Source organism: Rhizobium sp. RAF56 (assembly GCF_052113965.1).
In the GTDB taxonomy this organism is placed as follows: Bacteria; Pseudomonadota; Alphaproteobacteria; order Rhizobiales; family Rhizobiaceae; genus Rhizobium.
On sequence record NZ_JBFRDU010000061.1, the window covers coordinates 1 to 18,257 of the forward strand.

Consider the following 18,257-nt stretch of genomic DNA (forward strand, 5'->3'; position numbering starts at 1 on the left):
AACCACGAGGATACTAAGGCATGCGAACCTATCAGCCGCATGCTGGCTCGCATCAGCGACAAGTGGACGCTTCTGGTGGTGCGGGTTTTGGGTGATGGCCCTCTTCGGTTCAACGCGCTCAAGCGCGAGATCGGCGAGATAAGCCAGAAAATGCTGGCGTCCACGCTGCGAGACCTGGAGGAGAATGGCTTTGTGACACGTACGGTCACCCCGGTGATGCCCCCGCAGGTGGAGTATGCTCTGACCGACCTTGGCCGCGACTTCTGGGAGCCGGTCGAGGCACTCGCTGACTGGACCCGCGCAAATTCACCTCGGATCGACGCGGCCCGCGCCGCTTACGCAGCGCGAAGGGCAGTGCGGTAAGCGGTCAGTGGCTGAGCCGGCCGAGGAACATCGGAACGTCGTACGCAACGAGCCGTTAAGCACGGTCACTATCCTCGCAGTACGGAGTACAACAGAATGAGAAATCTGATAGCCGCATCCGCCATGCGCCACCGCGACGGGCCACGAACTCCGGGGCGCGCTCGAGATCATGGACAGATTGGCGGACTTCTCGCAGCCAATTTCGGCCCCTGACGAGTAGGGATAGGGACTTCTTCTCGGGAAGTCGGGTCGCTGCTCGTTAGTGTCCCGCCGAGAGCGCCGCGGACGAAGCGGGCGGACGCCGCAGCAGCAGGACGACAGGCGTCATGGCGAGGATAAGTACCCCCATCAGCCAGAAGCAGTCGCTGTAAGTCATGACGAGCGCATTCCGCTCGATGAGGCCGGACAGGTGGGAGATGGCGCGAAGCTTGGCCGTGGCCGCGTCGACGCCCTGCGCGACGCCGCTTGACGCCAGTCTGGCCTGCCCTGCGAGTGAATTTGCCGTCAGCGACTCGCGGATCGTGTCGGAGTGCGCCGCGCTGCGCTGATCGATGACGACGCCGCACAAGGCGAGCCCCAAGGAGCCGCCAAGATTGCGCGCCATGCTGTAGATGCCTGCGCCGTCGGCGGCATTCTCGCGCCCGATCGCCGCCATCGACACCTGGTTGAGCGGCATGGCTGCCAGTATCTGGCCCACGCCCCGCAACAGTTGGGAGATCACGAAATCTCCCCCGTTGCTGTCGGGACTGAGTCCGACATCGACGAAGCAACTCGCGGCGAAAAAGGCCAGACCGAGCGCGACCATGATACGCGCGTCGAAACGGCCAACGACGCGAGGAAGGACGGGGACGAGCAGGAACACCGGAACCGCCGACATGGCCATGATGCCGCCTGCCTGACGAGGATTGTATCCGGCGATGGAGCTCAGGAACTGCGGAAGGATGAACGTCGCGCCATAGGTTGCCGCTCCGACCGCCAAGGCGATCATCGCAGCGCTGGCGAAAGCTTTGTTCCGCAGGAGTGAGAGCTTTATGACAGGATCGGCGCTTGTCTTCTGGCTGATCAACAGGACGGCAAAACCCAACAGGGAAGCGAGGCTCAGCTGGATGATCATCGGGGATTCGAACCAGCTTTCGCGCTGCCCCTCTTCGAACACCACCGTCAGGCAGCTGAATGCCAGCGTCATCCCGGCGATCCCCCACCAATCCGCCTTGGCGAGCAATGCGAGGTTGGGACTTTGACGCGGCAACCCGACAAGCAGGAGGGCGGCGAGCGCAAGTCCGACCGGGAGGTTGAGGAAAAAGCACCACCTCCAGCTGACCTCCTCGGCAAGATAGCCGCCAAGTACGGGACCGAGGATCGGACCGATCAGGACGATGACGCCGAATATGCTCATTCCGACTGGCATCTGGCGCGGCGGCAATCGCGTCCGCACGATCACCTGCGCGGTAGGGATCAAGGCCCCGCCAAAAAACCCCTGCCCTACGCGTCCGAAAATCATGCCGAGAAGGCTGTCGGACACTCCACAGAACATGGAGAACAGGACGAACGCCGTTGTGGTGACGAGCAGCAGGTTCCGCAGACCCAGCAGGCGTGTGAACCACGCCGTCAGCGGGATCATGATGACCTCCGCGACCAGGTATCCTGTGCCTATCCACGTGCCTTCGGTGCCGCTGGCCCCGATCGCGCCCTGTATCTGGGGAAGTGCGGTGTTGGTAATCGAGATGTCGAGCGTCGCCATCAGCGCGCCGATTGCGCCCGCCACGACGGCCACCCAATCCGTCACGCTTGCCGTCGCCGGATGAGGCGAAGCCGCGGATATCGTTTGCGCGCTCATTGTGCGGAGGCCACTCTGTCGAGAACCGCGGCCTTGGTGTCGACCGAGACTTCGATCGACAGGCCGGGGACCAGCGCGGGCATTCCTTTCTGTCCGGCTTCGAGTTTGATGCGGACCGGGACCCGCTGGACGATCTTGGTGAAGTTCCCTGTCGCGTTCTCCGGCGGAAGAAGGGCGAATTGCGCGCCGGTGCCCGGTGAGAAGCTGTCTACCACGCCCGTCACCTTCAGCCCGGGGTATGCATCGATGCTGATCGCGGCGGGTTGTCCCGCGCGCATGTCGCCGATCTGCGTCTCCTTGAAGTTGGCGACCAGATAGATGTCGTTCGTCGGAACGACCGTCATCAGCTGCGTACCCGGTTGGACGAATTGACCGACCTGGACCGTGCGGTCGCCGACCCTGCCGGCAATGGCGCTTCGCAGCACCGTGTCGTCGAGGTCTATCTCGGCCTTGCCGAGGCTTTCACGTGCAGCGCCGAGCTCCGCATTGGCCTGTTCGACCTGTGCCTTGAGAGCGGTTGTCTGCTGGCGGGCGGCGTCGAGGACGGCCTGCTTCAAGCGAACGACCGACTTGGCCTGTTCCAGCGCGCTGGTGACCTGCTCGCTTTTCTGCTGGCTTTCGATGCCCTTGGCCGCGAGCGGGGTCATCCGGTCGAAGTCTTGCTGAGCAAGGCTGGCGTTTTCGTTTGCGTTCTCAAGGTCGGCTTGGGCTTGCGCGATCACTGAGTCCTGATGACCCATGTCCGCTTCGCTCTTCGCCACGTCCGCCTCCCGGGCGCTGACGGTTGCCGTGGCTTCCCGGACCGCCATCTCATAGCGTCGCGGATCGATCTTCACGAGAGGCTGGCCCGCCGTGACCGTCTGGTTGTCCGCGACGTAGACCTCGGCGATCTGACCGGAGACGACCGGAGCCATCGAGACCTGATCGGCCCGCAGGTATGCGTTGTCGGTACTCACGACAAAGCGACCGTTCCTGTACCAGTCGAGGCCGTACCAGGAACCGCCGACTATGGCGAGGAGGCCAATGGCTGCAAGCACGTAACGGCCGCGCTTCTTTCGAGGTTTGGTCGTCTCGGCAACGGGGGGATGGGATACGGTCATGTCCATTTTCAAAATCGCTCGATCTTCATTGACATTGCCAGAAATATTACGCTTGTTACAATTCTGTCAACTGTAAGAATTATTACGATTGGAATATTTTCGAGCGCCGTGCTATTGTGCCGCGGCACAAGGAGTGATCGATGACGAGCCTGAGAAGAAAAAATGCCGAAACCGTCTACCCTCGCGGCGAGGAAACGAAGGCGAAAATCATCGCCACGGCCATCTCTCTGTTCGGTGAAAATGGGTTTGCCGGCGTTTCAGCACGGGAAATCGCACGTGCCGCTGACGTTCCCGCGCCTTCGCTGCAATACTACTTCGAAAATAAGGAGGGCCTGTATAATGCCTGTGTCGAGTACATCCACGGGCTCGCGTGGAAGGCGGTCGGGCCGGCAGTCGAGGCCGTTGAAGTGCTGCTCCCGGAATTCGCGGACGTCGACCGGCTCATCGATGGTTATTGCCGCATCCTCGAAAGCCTCGCCGACTTCCTATTCGGAATGCCGGATGCGTCTAGCCGCGCCCTCTTCGTTGCCCAGCACCGCGCGCCGGGCGGGAGGGCTGCCCAGACCGGAGAAAAGAAAGGTGGGACTGGCCGCCGCATCGCCGACTGCTGCCTGGCTGTCGTCGCCCGTATCGCCGGCCAGCGCCTGACCGACGACGAGGCAAGGATCGTATCCACGACGATCAGCGGGCAGTTGATCATTGTCCATCTTGCCAGGGACCACGTCGAAGAGATGCTCGGTTGGCAGGAGATCACCACTGCGAGGGTGGTGGCGCTCAAAGCCGTGGTCAGGAGACAGACCACCGCGATACTGAATTCCTATCGTCCGGCCCAAGGGTTTTCTCCGACGGATTGAGGTCGGCTCATGTTCATCATTTCACCGCTCTTTGACGTGGTAACCTTCACATCGCCCGCTGGAGAGTGGGCATAAAATTTTGCAGTTTCTATGAGGATGACGAAAGCCGCATCACCATGATCGCCTCAATGACCAGTGAGGGGCTCCAGGATTGAAAACGCGTCGCAACATGCGGCTCCTGCGGCGAGAGGAACGGCTCGTGGCCAGCGACCTCGTCAACAACGCCGGCTGAAATAAGTGCCCTTGAATGCCAAAGTTCCGGTGTAAGCATGTCACAATGTGAAGATGAAAATCACCTGAGAGATAGTCGACCCTGTGATCGCAGCGGAAATCGTTTTGAAGCATGCCATGCAGTGCGCCCCACAATGCTTATGAATAGCCAACGAATCCGGGATTTTACATCAGCCCAATCACAGCTCTCGCATTTGTGTGGTCTTCAATGAGCGAGCGCTTTTAGATCGAATCCAAATTATTGCTTGCCAAGTCCCTCAAAGTTTCCATGTTTTGTCGCCGACCAATTAGATGAGGGATATCTATGGCGACTAAGGGTACTGTGAAGTTCTTCAATGCTGATAAGGGTTTTGGCTTCATTACTCCAGACGGCGGCGCTAAGGACGTTTTCGTTCACATCTCCTCCCTTCAAGCTTCTGGCATCCAGGCGCTGCGCGAAGGCCAGCAGGTCAGCTTCGAAACGGAGCCGGATCGCTTTGGCAAGGGTCCCAAGGCCATCAACATCGATACGCTCTAACTTCGATTGTTCTATGGTTGACTTCGGTTGCCGATAGATTGAACTCGATTGTCACCCAAGGGCGCTGGAACTAACAGTTCCCAGGATTGGTTGGCACACAAAAGGCTCCGTCAGGAGCCTTTTTCTGTTTCGCCACAAGCCTAGTCCATTGATAAGATTGCGGCGGTTGTGTCGCCCTTTCAACGACGTTGCCCACGACAAAAGCGATACTGCATAGGGGTAAATAACAGTCGAAATAGAAGGAGTTGCGCTTAGCTTCGCTTCATTATGGCGAAGTCTACATCGCGCCATGCCGCCGTACGCACTCCAAACTCCGTCGCTGAGAAGCCGCACAGATACCCTTCATTGGTCAACTGGCGGCTTACGGTCGTATCGCCCGCGCGGGCTTTTGGTCGCGCATCAAGCTGAGACGCTGCAACTCGTACCCTTCAAGCAGAACGCATGAAGGACCATTTCCCACCCACGCGGAGAATAGTGTCACTTGTGACGCCTATCACATGTCCCAGTGGGCAATGATGGTAGACTGCCCCTGGGAAGTTGCCGGTACTGGCAACAGAGGGTTTCAATGCTTCGTTTCGAACGATCCGATGATCGAAATATTCTGATCATCAGCGCAGATGGGCCATTGAAAGAGACTGACTTTAAGGAGTTCGCGAGACAGATCGTCGCAAACACCCCAGCGCATCGGCCCCTGCATCTGATGCTTCGGACGGAATCGTTCCCAGGCTGGGAGAGTTTCGAGGCATTCGAAGCGCATCTAAGATTTGTGTCCGAGCACCATCGGCGGATCGAAAAAATCGCGGTCGTCACGGACAGCACACTACTGAAAGTCCTACCTCACATAGCCAGCCTGCTGGTCCATCCCAAGATCAAGCATTTCGATCTGGCAGAAACGAATATTGCGCTCACCTGGCTGGAAAACTAGCCGTTGAGAAACTCGCTTCTTTGATCCAGCCTTCACTGGCGTCACGGTCGGATATCTCAAGAAGCTTCGACTAATCCTGTCGTGAGAAGCGATGTCCTTTGTGTTGAGCGGAAGTGCGAGACTTTTACGACCAGATGGGCAGAAACACCGGACGTTCGACGACTGACTCCGCGGGCAACACGACGTTCTACGATTGCCCTGCGACGATTGACATCCCCAAACAAAAGATTGGCACGTGAAAGCAAACGGCTGCTCGCGCGAACGGTTATCTGTGCCCTCTTGAACTGGAGGCACTGAAAATGAAGAAACGGGTACGCTGATGACGCGATTTGGTTTCGTTAAGTCGCGACTGCTTGCCGGACCACCCAGCTTGCCATGGACGATTGCCTTGGGATTCGGCTTCGTTGTTATCCCGGCGCTGCTTCGCTTGGCAGCAGACTCGGTGATTACGGGCACAGCGTTTTCTACGTTTTATCCCTTCGTCGTTATCGCTTCCCTCTTCATCGGCTGGAGAGGTGCAACTGGTGTCGCGCTGGCCGCAGCCGTAGTGGGCAACTACTTCTTCATGGAACCGCGTTACGTGTTTTTGGCGCAGACAGGCGATACAATCGGTGTGGCATCCTTTCTCTTTTCTTGTGCCATGACTATCTTCGTCATGGACACGCTGCGGCGAACACTCATCGACTTGGAGGTGAGTTCCCAACGCGAGGCTGGTCTCAATTCAGAATTGAAACACCTGAACGGCGAACTGGAGCATCGCGTAAAGAATATTTTAGCGATAGTTCAAGCCCTGGCGGCTCATTCCTTCCGTGGCGTGCCCGATACCGCCGATGCGATCCGTAAATTGAACTCCCGTTTGCACGCATTGGCTGAGGCCCAGTCTGTCCTGGTCATTGGCAACTGGGAAATCTGCTATCTTCCCGATCTCGCCGTCCGTGCGCTCGCCCCTTTCAATGGTCAGGGCGCTGTTCGCCTCTCAGGTCCGCCCTGCATTCTGCCTGAACGATCATGCGTGCCGCTGGTGCTAGCCTTGCATGAACTTGGCACCAATGCCGTCAAATACGGTGCATTGTCGACGCTGGATGGAATTGTGGAAGTGCGTTGGCATCTCCGCAATACCAATGGCAGCGGAACCGCCCAGGAGCTGGTCCTGAATTGGATGGAGATTGGCGGTCCGCCAGTGGAGCAACCGACGCGGCGGGGCTTGGGTACCAAATTAGTGGCTCAGCAAACCGGGATTGACGCAGCCACGATGGACTTTCGGCCTGAAGGGCTAGTCTGTGAAATGGTCGTGAAGGATGCCATTTCTGAGGACAACGAGGAAGCTCGCGCAGTTTCGACAAAGCGTAAACCCTACAACAAAGCTGTATCTCTCTCAGCATCCTGAAAAGCTGAATCTACCTGTGGCACCCCGCCGCAAAAGATTGGCAGGTAAAAGCAATCGGCGAGCCGCCTGGCTCCTTACGTATGCCCTGTATGATGCAATCTCAAAAGGGGAGACGTGTGATGCGCGGCGTAATAAATGGAATCGCACTATCCGTGCCCCTGTGGCTGCTGATCCTATGGTGGATACTATGACAGGCCGTGAGGGGCGCGTGCATTGCCGAAACGCAGCCGACCTATCGCGTAGGCGATACTATTCCGGCCGGCACTGACCCGCAGATCCTCCCAGAGCAGAAGTAAGTGCACTGGAAAGCGACCTCGTGGACGGATCGATAGCTAGAACCGAAAGATTGGAAGCAAACAGCGACGTGGCTGACTTCCTATCTGTCGCAGCATGTCTTGGGATTAAACCCGGATCGCGAGACCGGCAGCCTTGGCAGCCCTCAGAACCGCCCATCGTGCCTTCTCCGCACAGCCATCATTTTCCATGGCATCAAGACACGCCTTGCAAGCTCGCTCGAACGGCTTGCCCTTCTGCATTTCATAAGACCAATGCTCGAGGAGCGCCTGGATGGCATCTCTCACGGTGCGGATTGACCGGTATGCATTCGGAGGTTGGATGCAGAGCTCGACGGGTCTGAAGGTTGGATTAGCCATGGTCTCTCCTGTGGGAATTGGAGTCCTTTGGGCGCTAGGCCAGCGTCTATAAGCAATCCATCATGTTAACGCTTGTCAACATGGTTTTGCGTCCTAGCCCAGGCTGAGCGAGGCCGACATTTACCGCGGTTGATCGTTTCCTTCGAGATAGCTTCGTAATTGTTGAGAATGGCTATTGGACGAGGCCGGTCGTTCCTTTTCGAGAGGCAATCTAACTCCAACGTCTCCCCTGACCACGTCACGCCGGCCCAGTGAACGCACCTAAGAGCGAGCTCGTCACCCGCGGCTCGCTTTTCTTTTAGCGATCAAGGGCAATTTGGAACAAACTCGCGTCCCCGATGTTGTTGGGGTAGCGGGCCGTGACGGACACAGTCCCCCCCGCAGGACACATTACTCGCAAGGTCTACCGTCACGGCCCCGCTTCACATTGCCAATCCAAACAGGCCTCATCGCTCCTCCGGTGGGGCCTTTGTTTTTTGCTGAGGCTGAGCTAAGTAACAGATGGGCCGCGCAAGCAATGGCGTCGTGGAAGAGGTCAAAACCCAATCAGCTTCGCTGGCCAATGGCCAACAGACGGTGAAACCTTGCCGTTCGATCCAGCCGTCTAAAAGAGCAAGTAGCGCCAGAAGCTCTCCTTCCCAGGCCGATCTTCGAGTGTCGCGAATGGGGCCGGAACCGTACAATCCGCTCTCGGCATGGCTGCCTCAAGCGCGGACGTACGGTTCTCAGCCGACCGTAGCCACTTCCGGCACAAAGCCGCCAGTTAGGGCCAAGGCCTGAATCTCTAGTGCCAGGATCGGTCACGCAGATAAATTCTATGCTGAATGCGGTGATCAACGCTCCCGAAGGTTGGCGCGCTCTCAACCTCGGGAGTGGCGGACCAAGGTACCAATACCGCCAGGCCAAGGTCCATTTCCTGAGAAAGGACGGCGCAGAACCACTCAGGCTGGACCGACCGTTGATGTGATACCGGTGTAGGTGATCGAGATGCCGGTGCCTGTTACATTGTTGGATATGTCGATCCGTGCCCCGAGTTGCTTTGCGAGCGCCTGGACGATCGCCGTCCCCAATCCCCCGCCCGCTCGCGTCGCCGGATCGCCCTTCTTCCCAATGCCGTTGTCGGCGACGATGAGGCTCCAGTCGGCTCCGCTAGACGTGTAGTTTACGAGCACCTGCGCGTCGGCCTGGAAGACAGGAAAGGCATATTTGATCGCATTGATGACCAGCTCGGTCACAATCAGGCCAAGGCTGACGGCCTGATCGGAACCGATCTGCCCGGCGTCGCCGATCGTCGTGATGTCGATCGGCTGAGCATCTCTGATCATCGAGGCACCGAGGCTGTCGCAAAGCGTGGACAAATAAGAGCCAACTAAAATCTGATCGATTCCGTGAGTGACATGCAAATGCCTCTGCACCTCCGCGACCGACATCAGCCGTTGATGGGCGTCATGCAGGTCGCGGCGCGTTTCCTCCGATGTGACGATGCGAGCTTTCAACAACAATATGCTCGCTATGATCTGCAGGCTGTTGGCGACGCGGTGTTGCATTTCTTGCAGCAGGATTTCTTTCTGCAGCAACAGCTCTTCGGTACGGCGAAGAAGCGCGTCCTTCTCGCGCTGGATCGCTCGGCCGACGGTAACGTCGGCGAACGCGAGCAATATCATTGCGTTGGCTTTGTCCTCGAACACAACCTGCCTTGCGTTCAATACCATGATCCTGTGGCCGCGGGACGGGAATACGGCCTCAACTTCGAAACCATCCATGGCGGTCTGGGCCGGAATGATCGTCTCCAGCAGTTGGCGAAGTGCAGGAATGTCCCATTGACCATTTCCGAGTGAAAAGAGGAACCGTCCAATAGTATGCTCCGGAACGACGTGGAACGTTTCGTAAAACGAGCGACTGGCAGCCAGCACGCAAAATTTGCTATCGAGAACGAGAAGGGGATCGTGGATGGTGTTGACGACCGCCAGCGCAAGTCTCTCGGCATCCTGCAAATTCTGAAATTCCATCATGATCTGGACAATGCCCCGCGAAGATCTGCGGAGACGGGCAGGCAGCCCGCATCGGATCTATACAATTGATACACCTTCTGAGGGCGGGCGTTTGAGGAATCGCAATGCTCGGTGCAGCCTCGATCAGAATATCTTTCGCGGACGGCACCGAGCACCCCGTGCAAAGCAGAAGGCGCTTCTGATACGCGTTGCCCCCCTGTCGACTAGAGCAAGCCGCTGCGTAACAGGCCCATTCCGATCGAGCCGACGACAAGCAATATCCCGCATACCTCAACGACTACGATCGAGGCGAGAACGATCCTGCTCCTGGGCAACTTGATCATCGTAATCCTCCAAGGTGTAGGGAGCGACCGATCCACGGTCCTACACCGTTCACAAGATATGCGGAATCGGTTTTCGCTTGGCTGCACGCATCGAGCCTCCCTCATTCTCCCACGTTGCAAGAGCAGAGGAATCCGAGATCAGCCTTCGTCGTCTGGACGCAGGATAATTCTTCATGGGGATGGTCGCTGCTTCAATCTTCCGAATGATGTCGGTTTCAGCTTGATGCAACTCACCGATAGCAGCTTCCATTTCTGACGTAGCGTAGTCGGCGCGCCTAAGAACGCGTCTGAGCGTCGTTCGCTGTTCCTCGGGGTTGTGGGACATCGCTTTCAGTCCTTCATTTTCGGAAGGCGCAGCGTTGCGCGTTCACGAGACTGCTCTCCATCGCGGTTCGCATGAAGTTTCTGCTGATCGAGATAACCGTTGTCCCAGGTCAGTGCTCTCGCCGTCTGAGGTGGATGGGGGTTGGTCGCCTTTTGTTGCCCGGCATCCCCACAAGCCTTGGCTCCCGCCTTATAGCTTTCGATGTTTGCTAGTACCTTCTTCATTATGTTTCTCCTGCCGCGCACGGCGGCCTATAAGGGGCGTCTGCCGGCGTTCATTAGAAGCTGGCGCTCTGTCGCCGTTGGGCCAAGGGGCGTCAGCAGCCTTTTTTCTTCAAATCGATCGAGCCTAAAGCGCTTGGCGAAATCGCAGATGTTCCAAACCCTTGCCAATCTCGCTGGAACATATTTCTCGGCATTGATAGCGATCATGATTTTTGATCTTCCAGATGTGCTTGCTATTCATTTCGCCGCCGCAGTTGCGGTGAGAGACCCTGTCGGGTGCGAACTAACGTCGGTCGCCCCCTGTTTTGCCCGGTCGACACTATGGGTGCTCAATACATAGAGGATCGAGAGAGCGAGCCCGAAAACCATCGCGGCCATCATGATTCTTCTGCGGAAGCGGGAATCCATGACATTACGCTCCCGAGCAAATTGAAAAATAGATATCGGCAAACGTCCTGATCTCGCTATCCGCAGCCTCATTTCGCGGCTGACAGGCGTCGATTTCGGAAACGACGAGATGGCTGCAACATGCCTCGTGGATGGGGCCGGTCATCGACTGCCCTCCGTTAAAATGAAAGCGATGATGAGTTAACGTCTGTGTGGTGTGGCCAAATGGCGTTACGAAGCCTTGGCCAGCAGTCCGGCAGCGGCGATTTATGTGTTGAGGGTAAGCGGTTCACCGCCCTCGGCATCCTTGTGCATTGCCGCCTGCAGTTCCTGCGGATGTACCTTGAGCAATTGCCTGCTCCCGATATCAATCCCCACCGCCGGTATTTCGAGATGAGTTCCGGTTCTTTTGTAGGCAGCGAATGAGAGCCCCTCGATCAGTTCTTCATCCACCACGAGGCGATAGGTGCCAGGATCGAGCGTCATTACCAAAGAAGTTAAGACGAAGGGGTGGCAAAAGGTGATTTCAGATTCCGTGGTGCGTTCTGTCATGGGAAAACCTCAGGTCTGATGAATTGGGTCACGCCGCGCTTATTGAGCGCGGTGCAGTGCGCGTCCACTCAGCCGCCACCAGAACGGGCCTTGGAATTAGCATAGAGAATGACAGCCACAAATATGAGCGGGTCGATTGAATGATGAAATCGACATGCCGAAACCGGCTGAGGTTTCGGGTCGCGCGTCCACGGTAGGAATTCTTAGGGGGAAGACAACGCGTCCTTGCGGCTTGGGTGTTTTACGTCCCCGAAAGCAGCGCCACGCAGTAGCTGCTACTTTAGCATATATGGGGATGCTAAGCACAATTACAAGGTGAAACCGAAGCCAAACCCCGAACGATCGGACGACACTCAGCTTACGCCGTCGGCCTCACTGCAGACATGAACGGGCACGAGTTGACTGGCAGCTTTTGGGAATTCGCCGGCGCTTTCGGAATGACTGGAATATGGGCCCAAAGCCGTCGTTCAAGAAACGCAACGAGGACGGCTGGAATGGGTCAACCTGCGCCGTTCAAGCTCTCGGATAAATGTCCGCGGTCGGTCCTAACTTGTTCGTTCACCAATTGGGTTTTGACCTGAGTATGTATGATGTGCGGTTGATGTTCACTGCCGAATGAAGGTCCTCAAATGAGTTGACATAAACATCATATCCGTTATTCTGGATATATGGAATCAAAACTTGCAATTGCAGCGCTGGCGGCCCTGGCTCAGACGACGAGGCTAGAAACCTTCCGTCTGCTTGTGAAGTCCGAACCGGACGGAATCCCGGCGGGAGAGCTGGCACGGATGCTGGATGTCCCCCAGAACACCATGTCCGCCCACCTCGCAACATTATCGAGGGCTGGCATCGTCAAGAGCGAGCGACAGAGCCGCTCCATCATCTACCGCGCGGACCTTGAAGGTTTCCGGACTCTGACGCTGTTCCTGCTTAAAGACTGCTGTGGCGGGAACGCCGAGTTGTGCGCTCCGCTAATTGCCGATCTCACACCGTGCTGCTCGCCGGGAGAAGCAGAGCCATGTATCAACTAGAACTTCGCCCTACATCGGCCGGAGGCGGCATCAGGGCAGCCTTGAGCGCGTCGGGCCTTCCGGTGGATGATTTGGATGAGCCTGGCCGATCCTATTTCCAGCTCGTGGACAGCGAAGATGGCCTAGTTGGCTACTCAGGGCTGGAAGCCGCTGCAGGCGACTTCCTCCTGCGGTCCATGGTGATCTTGCCGTCGTTCCGGTCAAAAGGATACGGGCGGCGTCTCACTCAAATGACAATCACGCGAACGCCCAGTGCTTCCGAGGTCTATCTCGCGACCACAAACGCTGCGCCGTTCTTCGAGTCGGTTGGCTTTCGGGCTGTCGAACGCGACCAGGTGCCGCAAGCGATTCTCTCCACCCGCCAGCTTTCGGGCCTCCGTCCCGTGTCGGCGACAATCATGAAACTCAGCAGGCCTCCGATCTAACAACGGAACACGACCATGACCGACAAGACCTACAACGTGCTCTTCCTGTGCACGGGCAATTCCGCACGTTCTATTCTCGCCGAATCCATCCTTAACAAGGATGGTGGCGGTCGATTCAAAGCCTTCTCCGCGGGTAGCCAGCCAAAGGGCACTGTGAATCCACACGCGATCAGGGAGCTTGAAGCTCTAGGATACCCGTCGACGGGCTTTTCGTCGAAGAGCTGGGACGTGTTCGCCGAACCAGGCGCTCCCGAGATGGACTTCATCTTCACGGTCTGCGACAGCGCAGCCGGTGAAGCCTGCCCAGTCTGGATCGGCCATCCGATGACTGCACATTGGGGCATCGAAGACCCAGCCGCCGCCGTTGGAACCGAAATCGAGATTCAGCGTGCGTTCTCCCAGGCCGCCCGCTTCCTCAAGAACCGTATCTCTCTCTTCATCAACCTGCCCCTGACCTCCATCGATCGCATGGCGCTGGAACACAAACTCCGCCAGATCGGTTCGCTCGAAGGCGCTACCGTGAAATCCGCAAAGGCCGAGTAAGATGTCCACGTTCGAACGATACCTGACAGTCTGGGTCTTCCTCTGCATCGTGGTTGGCATTGCGCTTGGGCATGTAATGCCCGGCGTGTTCCATGCCATCGGCGCGGCCGAAGTCGCCAAGGTCAATATTCCGGTCGCGATATTAATCTGGCTGATGGTCATCCCGATGCTGCTGAAGATCGATTTCGGCTCTCTGGCAAAGGTCGGCAGCTACTGGCGAGGGATCGGCGTCACGCTTTTCGTCAACTGGGCCGTTAAGCCGTTCTCGATGGCGCTGCTTGGCTGGCTCTTCGTCGGATGGCTTTTCCGCTCCCTGCTCCCGGCCGACCAGATCGATTCCTACATCGCGGGCCTGATTATCCTGGCTGCCGCGCCATGCACGGCGATGGTGTTCGTGTGGTCGAATCTCACCAAGGGCGAGCCACACTTCACCCTATCCCAGGTCGCGCTCAACGACGCCATCATGATCGTCGCCTTCGCTCCGATCGTCGGGCTTCTGCTGGGATTGTCAGCGATCACCGTGCCCTGGGACACACTAACGATTTCCGTGGTCCTCTATATCCTGATCCCTGTCGCCATTTCCCAAGTCATCCGCAGGTACCTGACGGCCGACGGCACCACACGCGCGCTCGACGCCGTGTTGGCGAAGCTCCAGCCGTTATCACTCGCCGCGTTGTTGGCGACCCTCGTTCTCCTGTTTGGCTTCCAGGGAGAGGAGATCATCGCGCACCCGACCATTATTGCACTACTGGCGGTTCCCATCCTGATCCAAGTCTACTTCAATTCGGGACTTGCCTATCTGCTCAACCGGATGTCCGGAGAACAGCATTGCGTCGCCGGTCCATCCGCCCTCATCGGAGCCAGCAACTTTTTCGAGCTTGCGGTCGCCGCGGCCATCAGTCTCTTCGGGTTCCAGTCGGGCGCAGCGCTCGCGACAGTCGTCGGCGTGCTGATCGAGGTCCCCGTCATGCTGTCGGTGGTCTGGATCGTGAACCGCTCCAAGGGCTGGTACGAGGCCAGCCCCGCAGTCATCAAGAACACAGCTAGCGAAAGGGCGTAATCATGGACGTCACCATTTACCACAATCCGGCCTGCGGAACTTCGCGGAACACACTGGAAATGATCAGGAACGCGGGTATCGAGCCAATCGTGATCGAGTATCTCAAGACACCACCGTCGCGCGAAACGTTGGTGAAGATGATCGCCGACGCCGGTCTCAAAGTCCGGCAGGCGCTCCGAGAGAAAGGGACGCCATATGCGGAACTCGGTCTCGACAATCCGGCACTGACCGACGACCAGTTGCTCGACGCCATGCTCAAGGACCCGATCCTCATCAATCGGCCTTTTGTCGTCACTCCGCTCGGAACACGTTTGAGCCGGCCGTCCGAACTCGTCCTGGACATCCTGCCGGACACGCACAAGGGTGCGTTCACAAAGGAAGACGGCGAGCAGGTGCTCGACGAGAAGGGAAAGCGCATTGCCTGAGACATTCCCCGGATTAGACGCCAGGCACCTGCGCCAGCCCGATCTTGATGCCTTGCGGCCAGCGTTCTCGACGCATAAACCGCGAATCCTGATCCTCTACGGTTCACTGCGCGAGGTCTCCTACAGCCGTCTGCTCGCCCACGAGGCCCGCCGCCTGCTGGAACGGTTTGGATGCGAGGTCAGGATGTTCGACCCAAAAGGCCTTCCCCTGCCGGACGACGCGCCGGCCGGCCATCCCAAGGTTCAGGAATTGCGCGAGCTTTCCGAATGGTCGGAAGGCCAGGTATGGGTTAGCCCAGAGCGCCATGGTGCCATGACGGGCATCATGAAAGCCCAGATCGACTGGATTCCGCTCTCGATCGGTTCGGTCCGTCCGACGCAAGGGAAGACGCTCGCGGTAATGGAAGTGTCAGGCGGCAGCCAGTCCTTCAATGCCCTGAACCAGATGCGCGTGCTCGGTCGCTGGATGCGGATGATCACGATCCCCAACCAGTCGTCGGTGGCGAAGGCCTATCAGGAATTCGATAGCGATGGGCGGATGAAGCCCTCGCCGTTCTACGACCGGGTGGTCGATGTTTGCGAGGAACTGGTGAAATTCACGCTCTTGACCCGCGATGCCTCAGACTATCTGACGGACCGCTACAGCGAAAGGAAGGAAGACGCCGTGAAACTCGAGAAGCGGGTCGCATTGAAATCAATCTGAGGGATGTTCACCCGCTCCCCAATCCCGTCACCCCAGGCCGTGACGGGCGGGCGATAGCCGCCGTTCGTGGTCAGGTATCCGCGGTGGAGGCCCCAATCTCGCTTCGCCTCGTCGAAGACGCCACCGCCAGGAACGCCACGATACCTATCGCGCCAAGGCATGAGTTTGCCAGCAAAGCGACTTCGATACCGAATGTTCCCATGACAACGGAGAAAACAAAGGGAGCCATGGCTCCCGCCGCTAGCCGTGACGCCGCCATCCGTCCAGTAATTGCTCCGTAGCCTTCCGATCCGAAGAGCCAAAGAGGAAGCGACCCTTGCGCGATGCTATTGATACCCGAGCCGAGACCAAGGCATACCGCGAATGCCACAGCACCCGGCAACCAGGCTCCGGACACTCCCAGGATGACAACACCGAATACAATAAGGGCGGCCGACAACGTTGCTAGCATTGGAGGCGAAAGGCGCTTCCCGAAAACCATATTTATCAATCGGCTAAAAACCTGAGAGGGGCCGAACAACGAACCGACGATTACCGCTGCCCCACCAAGCCCGATCGCATCCAGCATGGGAACCATGTGGGTCAGTATGGCGGATAGCGAGAAGCCCTGTAAGGCGAATGCCAATGAGACGATCTGCATGCCGCGCCGCCTCCCCTCGGGTGGCAGTGCTCCGACGACAGGGGTCATGGGCTTGTGAAATGAAAAAGCCGCCTCGATGCGCCTATGCCGCATGATCCAGTAGTGCAAAGGCAGGCAAACCAGCAGATTCAAACCCGCGAAAGCCACATAGATTTCACGCCAGGAAAAATGTTCGTGGAGGTTGGCAGCAATCGGCCAGAAGATGGTAGACGCGAACCCGCCGATGAGCGTGAGGTAGGTGATGCTGCGGGATGCGGCTTTTGGCCGGCTCTCCACGAGCGCTGCGAATGCCGCCTGGTACTGCACCATGCCGGATGCCACTTCCAGAAGGACGATGGCGGCAGCGAATACGGCGACTGAGGGGGACCATGCGCAGAGCACCAGCGTCAGTGCCGACAAGGCTGATCCGACAGTCATGATCAGGCTGGCTCCGAAGCGATCCATCCACTTTCCGATGAAGGGAGCCGAGAGGCCTCCGACGAAAAGTGATGCCGAGAAAACCCCGAACACCTGCTCCACCGTCAGACCCAGATCGCGCGCCATTCCGGGGGCGAGGATGCTGAAGCTGTAATAGAGCGTGCCGTAGCCGATGATCTGCGTCAGTCCCAGGGCCGAAACCACAGCGACGGGAATTCCGTCTTTGGTCTCAGACATGCTGTTGCTCAGTACCGCTATCCGTCGAGCAGCAACCCGCGTTCCCGCCTGTGACCCCGAGGACCTTCGGATGACCCGAACAACAATCCTCCATCAAAAACTTAACGAGGGCCGACAGCGCCTCGTAGTTCGCGCTGTAAACGATCGAACGGGACTCCCGTCTTTGAGTAATCAGCCCTGCCCGCTCGAGTTCCTTGAGATGAAAGGACACATTCGAGGCTGAAACCCCCATTGCCTCGGCGACCGCCCCGGCAGGCATGCCTTCGGGCCCGGCGACCACCAAATTGCGGACGATGCCTAACCGGGTCTCCTGGGAAAGCGCCGCGAATGACATGAGGGCTTGACGTTCTTCCATATTTCAACAATCCTAAAATTATCAAACAAAGGAGTAACTCAGATGACGTCCTTAGACAACCCCCTCACTACCACCCGGTATGACTTTGGGTTCGCTCCTGGAAAAGCTCGGAGGAGCGGCAGAAAAACCACTCGTCTTCGAATACGACGGAATGTCAGTCCGCCCGGGATATCACGTCACCGAGGTCAAGGCAGGCCTGTTCTCCGCTCTGGACTGCGGAGCGAATCCTGAGGCTTGGTCGGAAATCTTCGTCCAGCTGTGGGATGTCGATGATCGTGATCGGACGCACATGACGGCGGGAAAGTTCTCAGCGATCGTCAGGAAGGTCTCTGAACACGTCTCCCTCGACGGATCGGCTAATACGCCAACTCGCTGACCTCGACTCTTTGGCCTTCCCAAAACGCGGTGAATCTGAATCTCTGGGGCAAACTGGAGGTTTACGATGCGACCGGGGATTTCGTTACGTGAAGATTTTGATGGAGAAGGTCTCCGGCCTCTGTCGCGGCAGTCGAAGGATGCCGCCCAGGTACGACGCTTGTTGGCGCTCGCATTGATCTACGACGGCGGCTCGCGGTCAGATGTAGCCCGGCTCGGCAATGTCACGCTCCAGATCATTCGGGACTGGGTCATGCGCTTCAACGAACGGGGTCCCCAGGGGCTGATCGACGGCAAGGCTCCCGGTCAGCAGTCGAGGTTGAACGATCAGCAGCGTGCGGCCTTGGTGCAGGCCA

Annotated in this window: 21 protein-coding genes and 1 pseudogene; 13 read left to right on the top strand and 9 right to left on the bottom strand. The window is 57.9% G+C overall.

Annotated features, from left to right (window positions below):
- On the top strand, window positions 1-363 hold a 363-nt coding region (locus tag AB4048_RS27150), incomplete at its 5' end, for a winged helix-turn-helix transcriptional regulator (RefSeq protein ID WP_442205084.1).
- 259 nt (window positions 364-622) lie between these two features.
- Here AB4048_RS27150 and AB4048_RS27155 read toward each other — a convergent pair.
- Both AB4048_RS27155 and AB4048_RS27160 read right to left on the bottom strand, forming a co-directional pair.
- Window positions 623-2,200, bottom strand: coding sequence for a DHA2 family efflux MFS transporter permease subunit (locus tag AB4048_RS27155; protein WP_442205085.1), 1,578 nt, complete (start codon window positions 2,198-2,200; stop codon window positions 623-625).
- Window positions 2,197-3,300, bottom strand: a complete 1,104-nt coding sequence (locus AB4048_RS27160; protein ID WP_442205086.1) for an HlyD family secretion protein — start codon at window positions 3,298-3,300, stop codon at window positions 2,197-2,199. Before AB4048_RS27160 ends, AB4048_RS27155 begins: the two co-directional genes overlap by 4 nt.
- A gap of 140 nt (window positions 3,301-3,440) precedes the next feature.
- Here AB4048_RS27160 and AB4048_RS27165 point away from each other — a divergent pair, with 140 nt between their 5' ends.
- The 4 genes from AB4048_RS27165 (at window position 3,441) to AB4048_RS27180 (ending at window position 7,214) form a co-directional block, all read left to right on the top strand.
- Window positions 3,441-4,154: a CerR family C-terminal domain-containing protein gene (locus AB4048_RS27165; RefSeq protein WP_442205087.1), complete on the top strand. Its 714-nt coding sequence runs from the start codon at window positions 3,441-3,443 to the stop codon at window positions 4,152-4,154.
- A gap of 535 nt (window positions 4,155-4,689) precedes the next feature.
- Window positions 4,690-4,902, top strand: coding sequence for a cold-shock protein (locus AB4048_RS27170; RefSeq protein WP_442205088.1), 213 nt, complete (start codon window positions 4,690-4,692; stop codon window positions 4,900-4,902).
- 565 nt (window positions 4,903-5,467) lie between these two features.
- Entirely contained in the window at window positions 5,468-5,827 is a 360-nt protein-coding gene (locus AB4048_RS27175) for an STAS/SEC14 domain-containing protein (protein ID WP_442205089.1), read from the top strand.
- A 319-nt stretch (window positions 5,828-6,146) separates the two neighbouring features.
- Window positions 6,147-7,214, top strand: a complete 1,068-nt coding sequence (locus AB4048_RS27180; protein WP_442205090.1) for a sensor histidine kinase — start codon at window positions 6,147-6,149, stop codon at window positions 7,212-7,214.
- A 401-nt stretch (window positions 7,215-7,615) separates the two neighbouring features.
- Here AB4048_RS27180 and AB4048_RS27185 read toward each other — a convergent pair whose 3' ends face one another.
- From AB4048_RS27185 to AB4048_RS27205, 5 genes are all read right to left on the bottom strand, one after another.
- Window positions 7,616-7,867 (bottom strand): DUF982 domain-containing protein, encoded by a 252-nt coding sequence (locus AB4048_RS27185; RefSeq protein WP_442205091.1) that lies wholly within the window; start codon window positions 7,865-7,867, stop codon window positions 7,616-7,618.
- A 941-nt stretch (window positions 7,868-8,808) separates the two neighbouring features.
- Window positions 8,809-9,882 carry a sensor histidine kinase gene (locus AB4048_RS27190; protein WP_442205104.1) on the bottom strand — a complete coding sequence of 358 codons (1,074 nt, stop codon included), beginning with the start codon at window positions 9,880-9,882 and terminating at the stop codon, window positions 8,809-8,811.
- Between the two features lie 650 nt (window positions 9,883-10,532).
- Window positions 10,533-10,751, bottom strand: a complete 219-nt coding sequence (locus tag AB4048_RS27195; protein ID WP_442205092.1) for a hypothetical protein — start codon at window positions 10,749-10,751, stop codon at window positions 10,533-10,535.
- Between the two features lie 27 nt (window positions 10,752-10,778).
- Window positions 10,779-10,958 (bottom strand): hypothetical protein, encoded by a 180-nt coding sequence (locus AB4048_RS27200; protein ID WP_442205093.1) that lies wholly within the window; start codon window positions 10,956-10,958, stop codon window positions 10,779-10,781.
- Window positions 10,959-11,405: 447 nt separating this feature from the next.
- Window positions 11,406-11,690, bottom strand: a complete 285-nt coding sequence (locus tag AB4048_RS27205) for a hypothetical protein (RefSeq protein WP_442205094.1) — start codon at window positions 11,688-11,690, stop codon at window positions 11,406-11,408.
- A gap of 668 nt (window positions 11,691-12,358) precedes the next feature.
- Between AB4048_RS27205 and AB4048_RS27210 the strand changes: the two genes are divergently transcribed.
- Genes AB4048_RS27210 through arsH form a run of 6 tightly spaced genes read left to right on the top strand, consistent with a single transcriptional unit; the run spans window position 12,359 to window position 15,877 of the window.
- Entirely contained in the window at window positions 12,359-12,721 is a 363-nt protein-coding gene (locus tag AB4048_RS27210) for an ArsR/SmtB family transcription factor (RefSeq protein ID WP_442205095.1), read from the top strand.
- Window positions 12,709-13,146 carry a GNAT family N-acetyltransferase gene (locus AB4048_RS27215; protein ID WP_442205096.1) on the top strand — a complete coding sequence of 146 codons (438 nt, stop codon included), beginning with the start codon at window positions 12,709-12,711 and terminating at the stop codon, window positions 13,144-13,146. Before AB4048_RS27210 ends, AB4048_RS27215 begins: the two co-directional genes overlap by 13 nt.
- A gap of 15 nt (window positions 13,147-13,161) precedes the next feature.
- The gene (locus tag AB4048_RS27220) at window positions 13,162-13,689 is read left to right on the top strand and encodes an arsenate reductase ArsC (RefSeq protein WP_442205097.1); all 528 of its coding nucleotides are present in this window, start codon (window positions 13,162-13,164) and stop codon (window positions 13,687-13,689) included.
- Between the two features lies 1 nt (window position 13,690).
- Entirely contained in the window at window positions 13,691-14,749 is a 1,059-nt protein-coding gene (arsB, locus tag AB4048_RS27225) for an ACR3 family arsenite efflux transporter (protein WP_442205098.1), read from the top strand.
- Window positions 14,750-14,751: 2 nt separating this feature from the next.
- A complete protein-coding gene (gene arsC, locus AB4048_RS27230) occupies window positions 14,752-15,174 on the top strand; it encodes an arsenate reductase (glutaredoxin) (protein ID WP_442205099.1) in 423 nt (140 codons plus the stop codon).
- Complete coding sequence (arsH, locus tag AB4048_RS27235; RefSeq protein ID WP_442205100.1) at window positions 15,167-15,877, top strand: arsenical resistance protein ArsH; 711 nt, start codon at window positions 15,167-15,169, stop codon at window positions 15,875-15,877. Before arsC ends, arsH begins: the two co-directional genes overlap by 8 nt.
- A 70-nt stretch (window positions 15,878-15,947) precedes the next feature.
- Here arsH and arsK read toward each other — a convergent pair whose 3' ends face one another.
- Together arsK and AB4048_RS27245 are read right to left on the bottom strand one after the other, a co-directional pair.
- The gene (arsK, locus tag AB4048_RS27240) at window positions 15,948-17,171 is read right to left on the bottom strand and encodes an arsenite efflux MFS transporter ArsK (protein WP_442205101.1); all 1,224 of its coding nucleotides are present in this window, start codon (window positions 17,169-17,171) and stop codon (window positions 15,948-15,950) included.
- The gene (locus AB4048_RS27245; RefSeq protein ID WP_442205102.1) at window positions 17,164-17,526 is read right to left on the bottom strand and encodes an ArsR/SmtB family transcription factor; all 363 of its coding nucleotides are present in this window, start codon (window positions 17,524-17,526) and stop codon (window positions 17,164-17,166) included. Before AB4048_RS27245 ends, arsK begins: the two co-directional genes overlap by 8 nt.
- A 79-nt stretch (window positions 17,527-17,605) precedes the next feature.
- Between AB4048_RS27245 and AB4048_RS27250 the strand changes: the two are divergent.
- Both AB4048_RS27250 and AB4048_RS27255 read left to right on the top strand, forming a co-directional pair.
- Window positions 17,606-17,884: pseudogene (locus tag AB4048_RS27250) on the top strand (DUF6428 family protein); the annotation flags it as partial.
- A 177-nt stretch (window positions 17,885-18,061) separates the two neighbouring features.
- The coding region (locus tag AB4048_RS27255; protein WP_442205103.1) for a helix-turn-helix domain-containing protein at window positions 18,062-18,257 on the top strand (196 nt) is incomplete at its 3' end.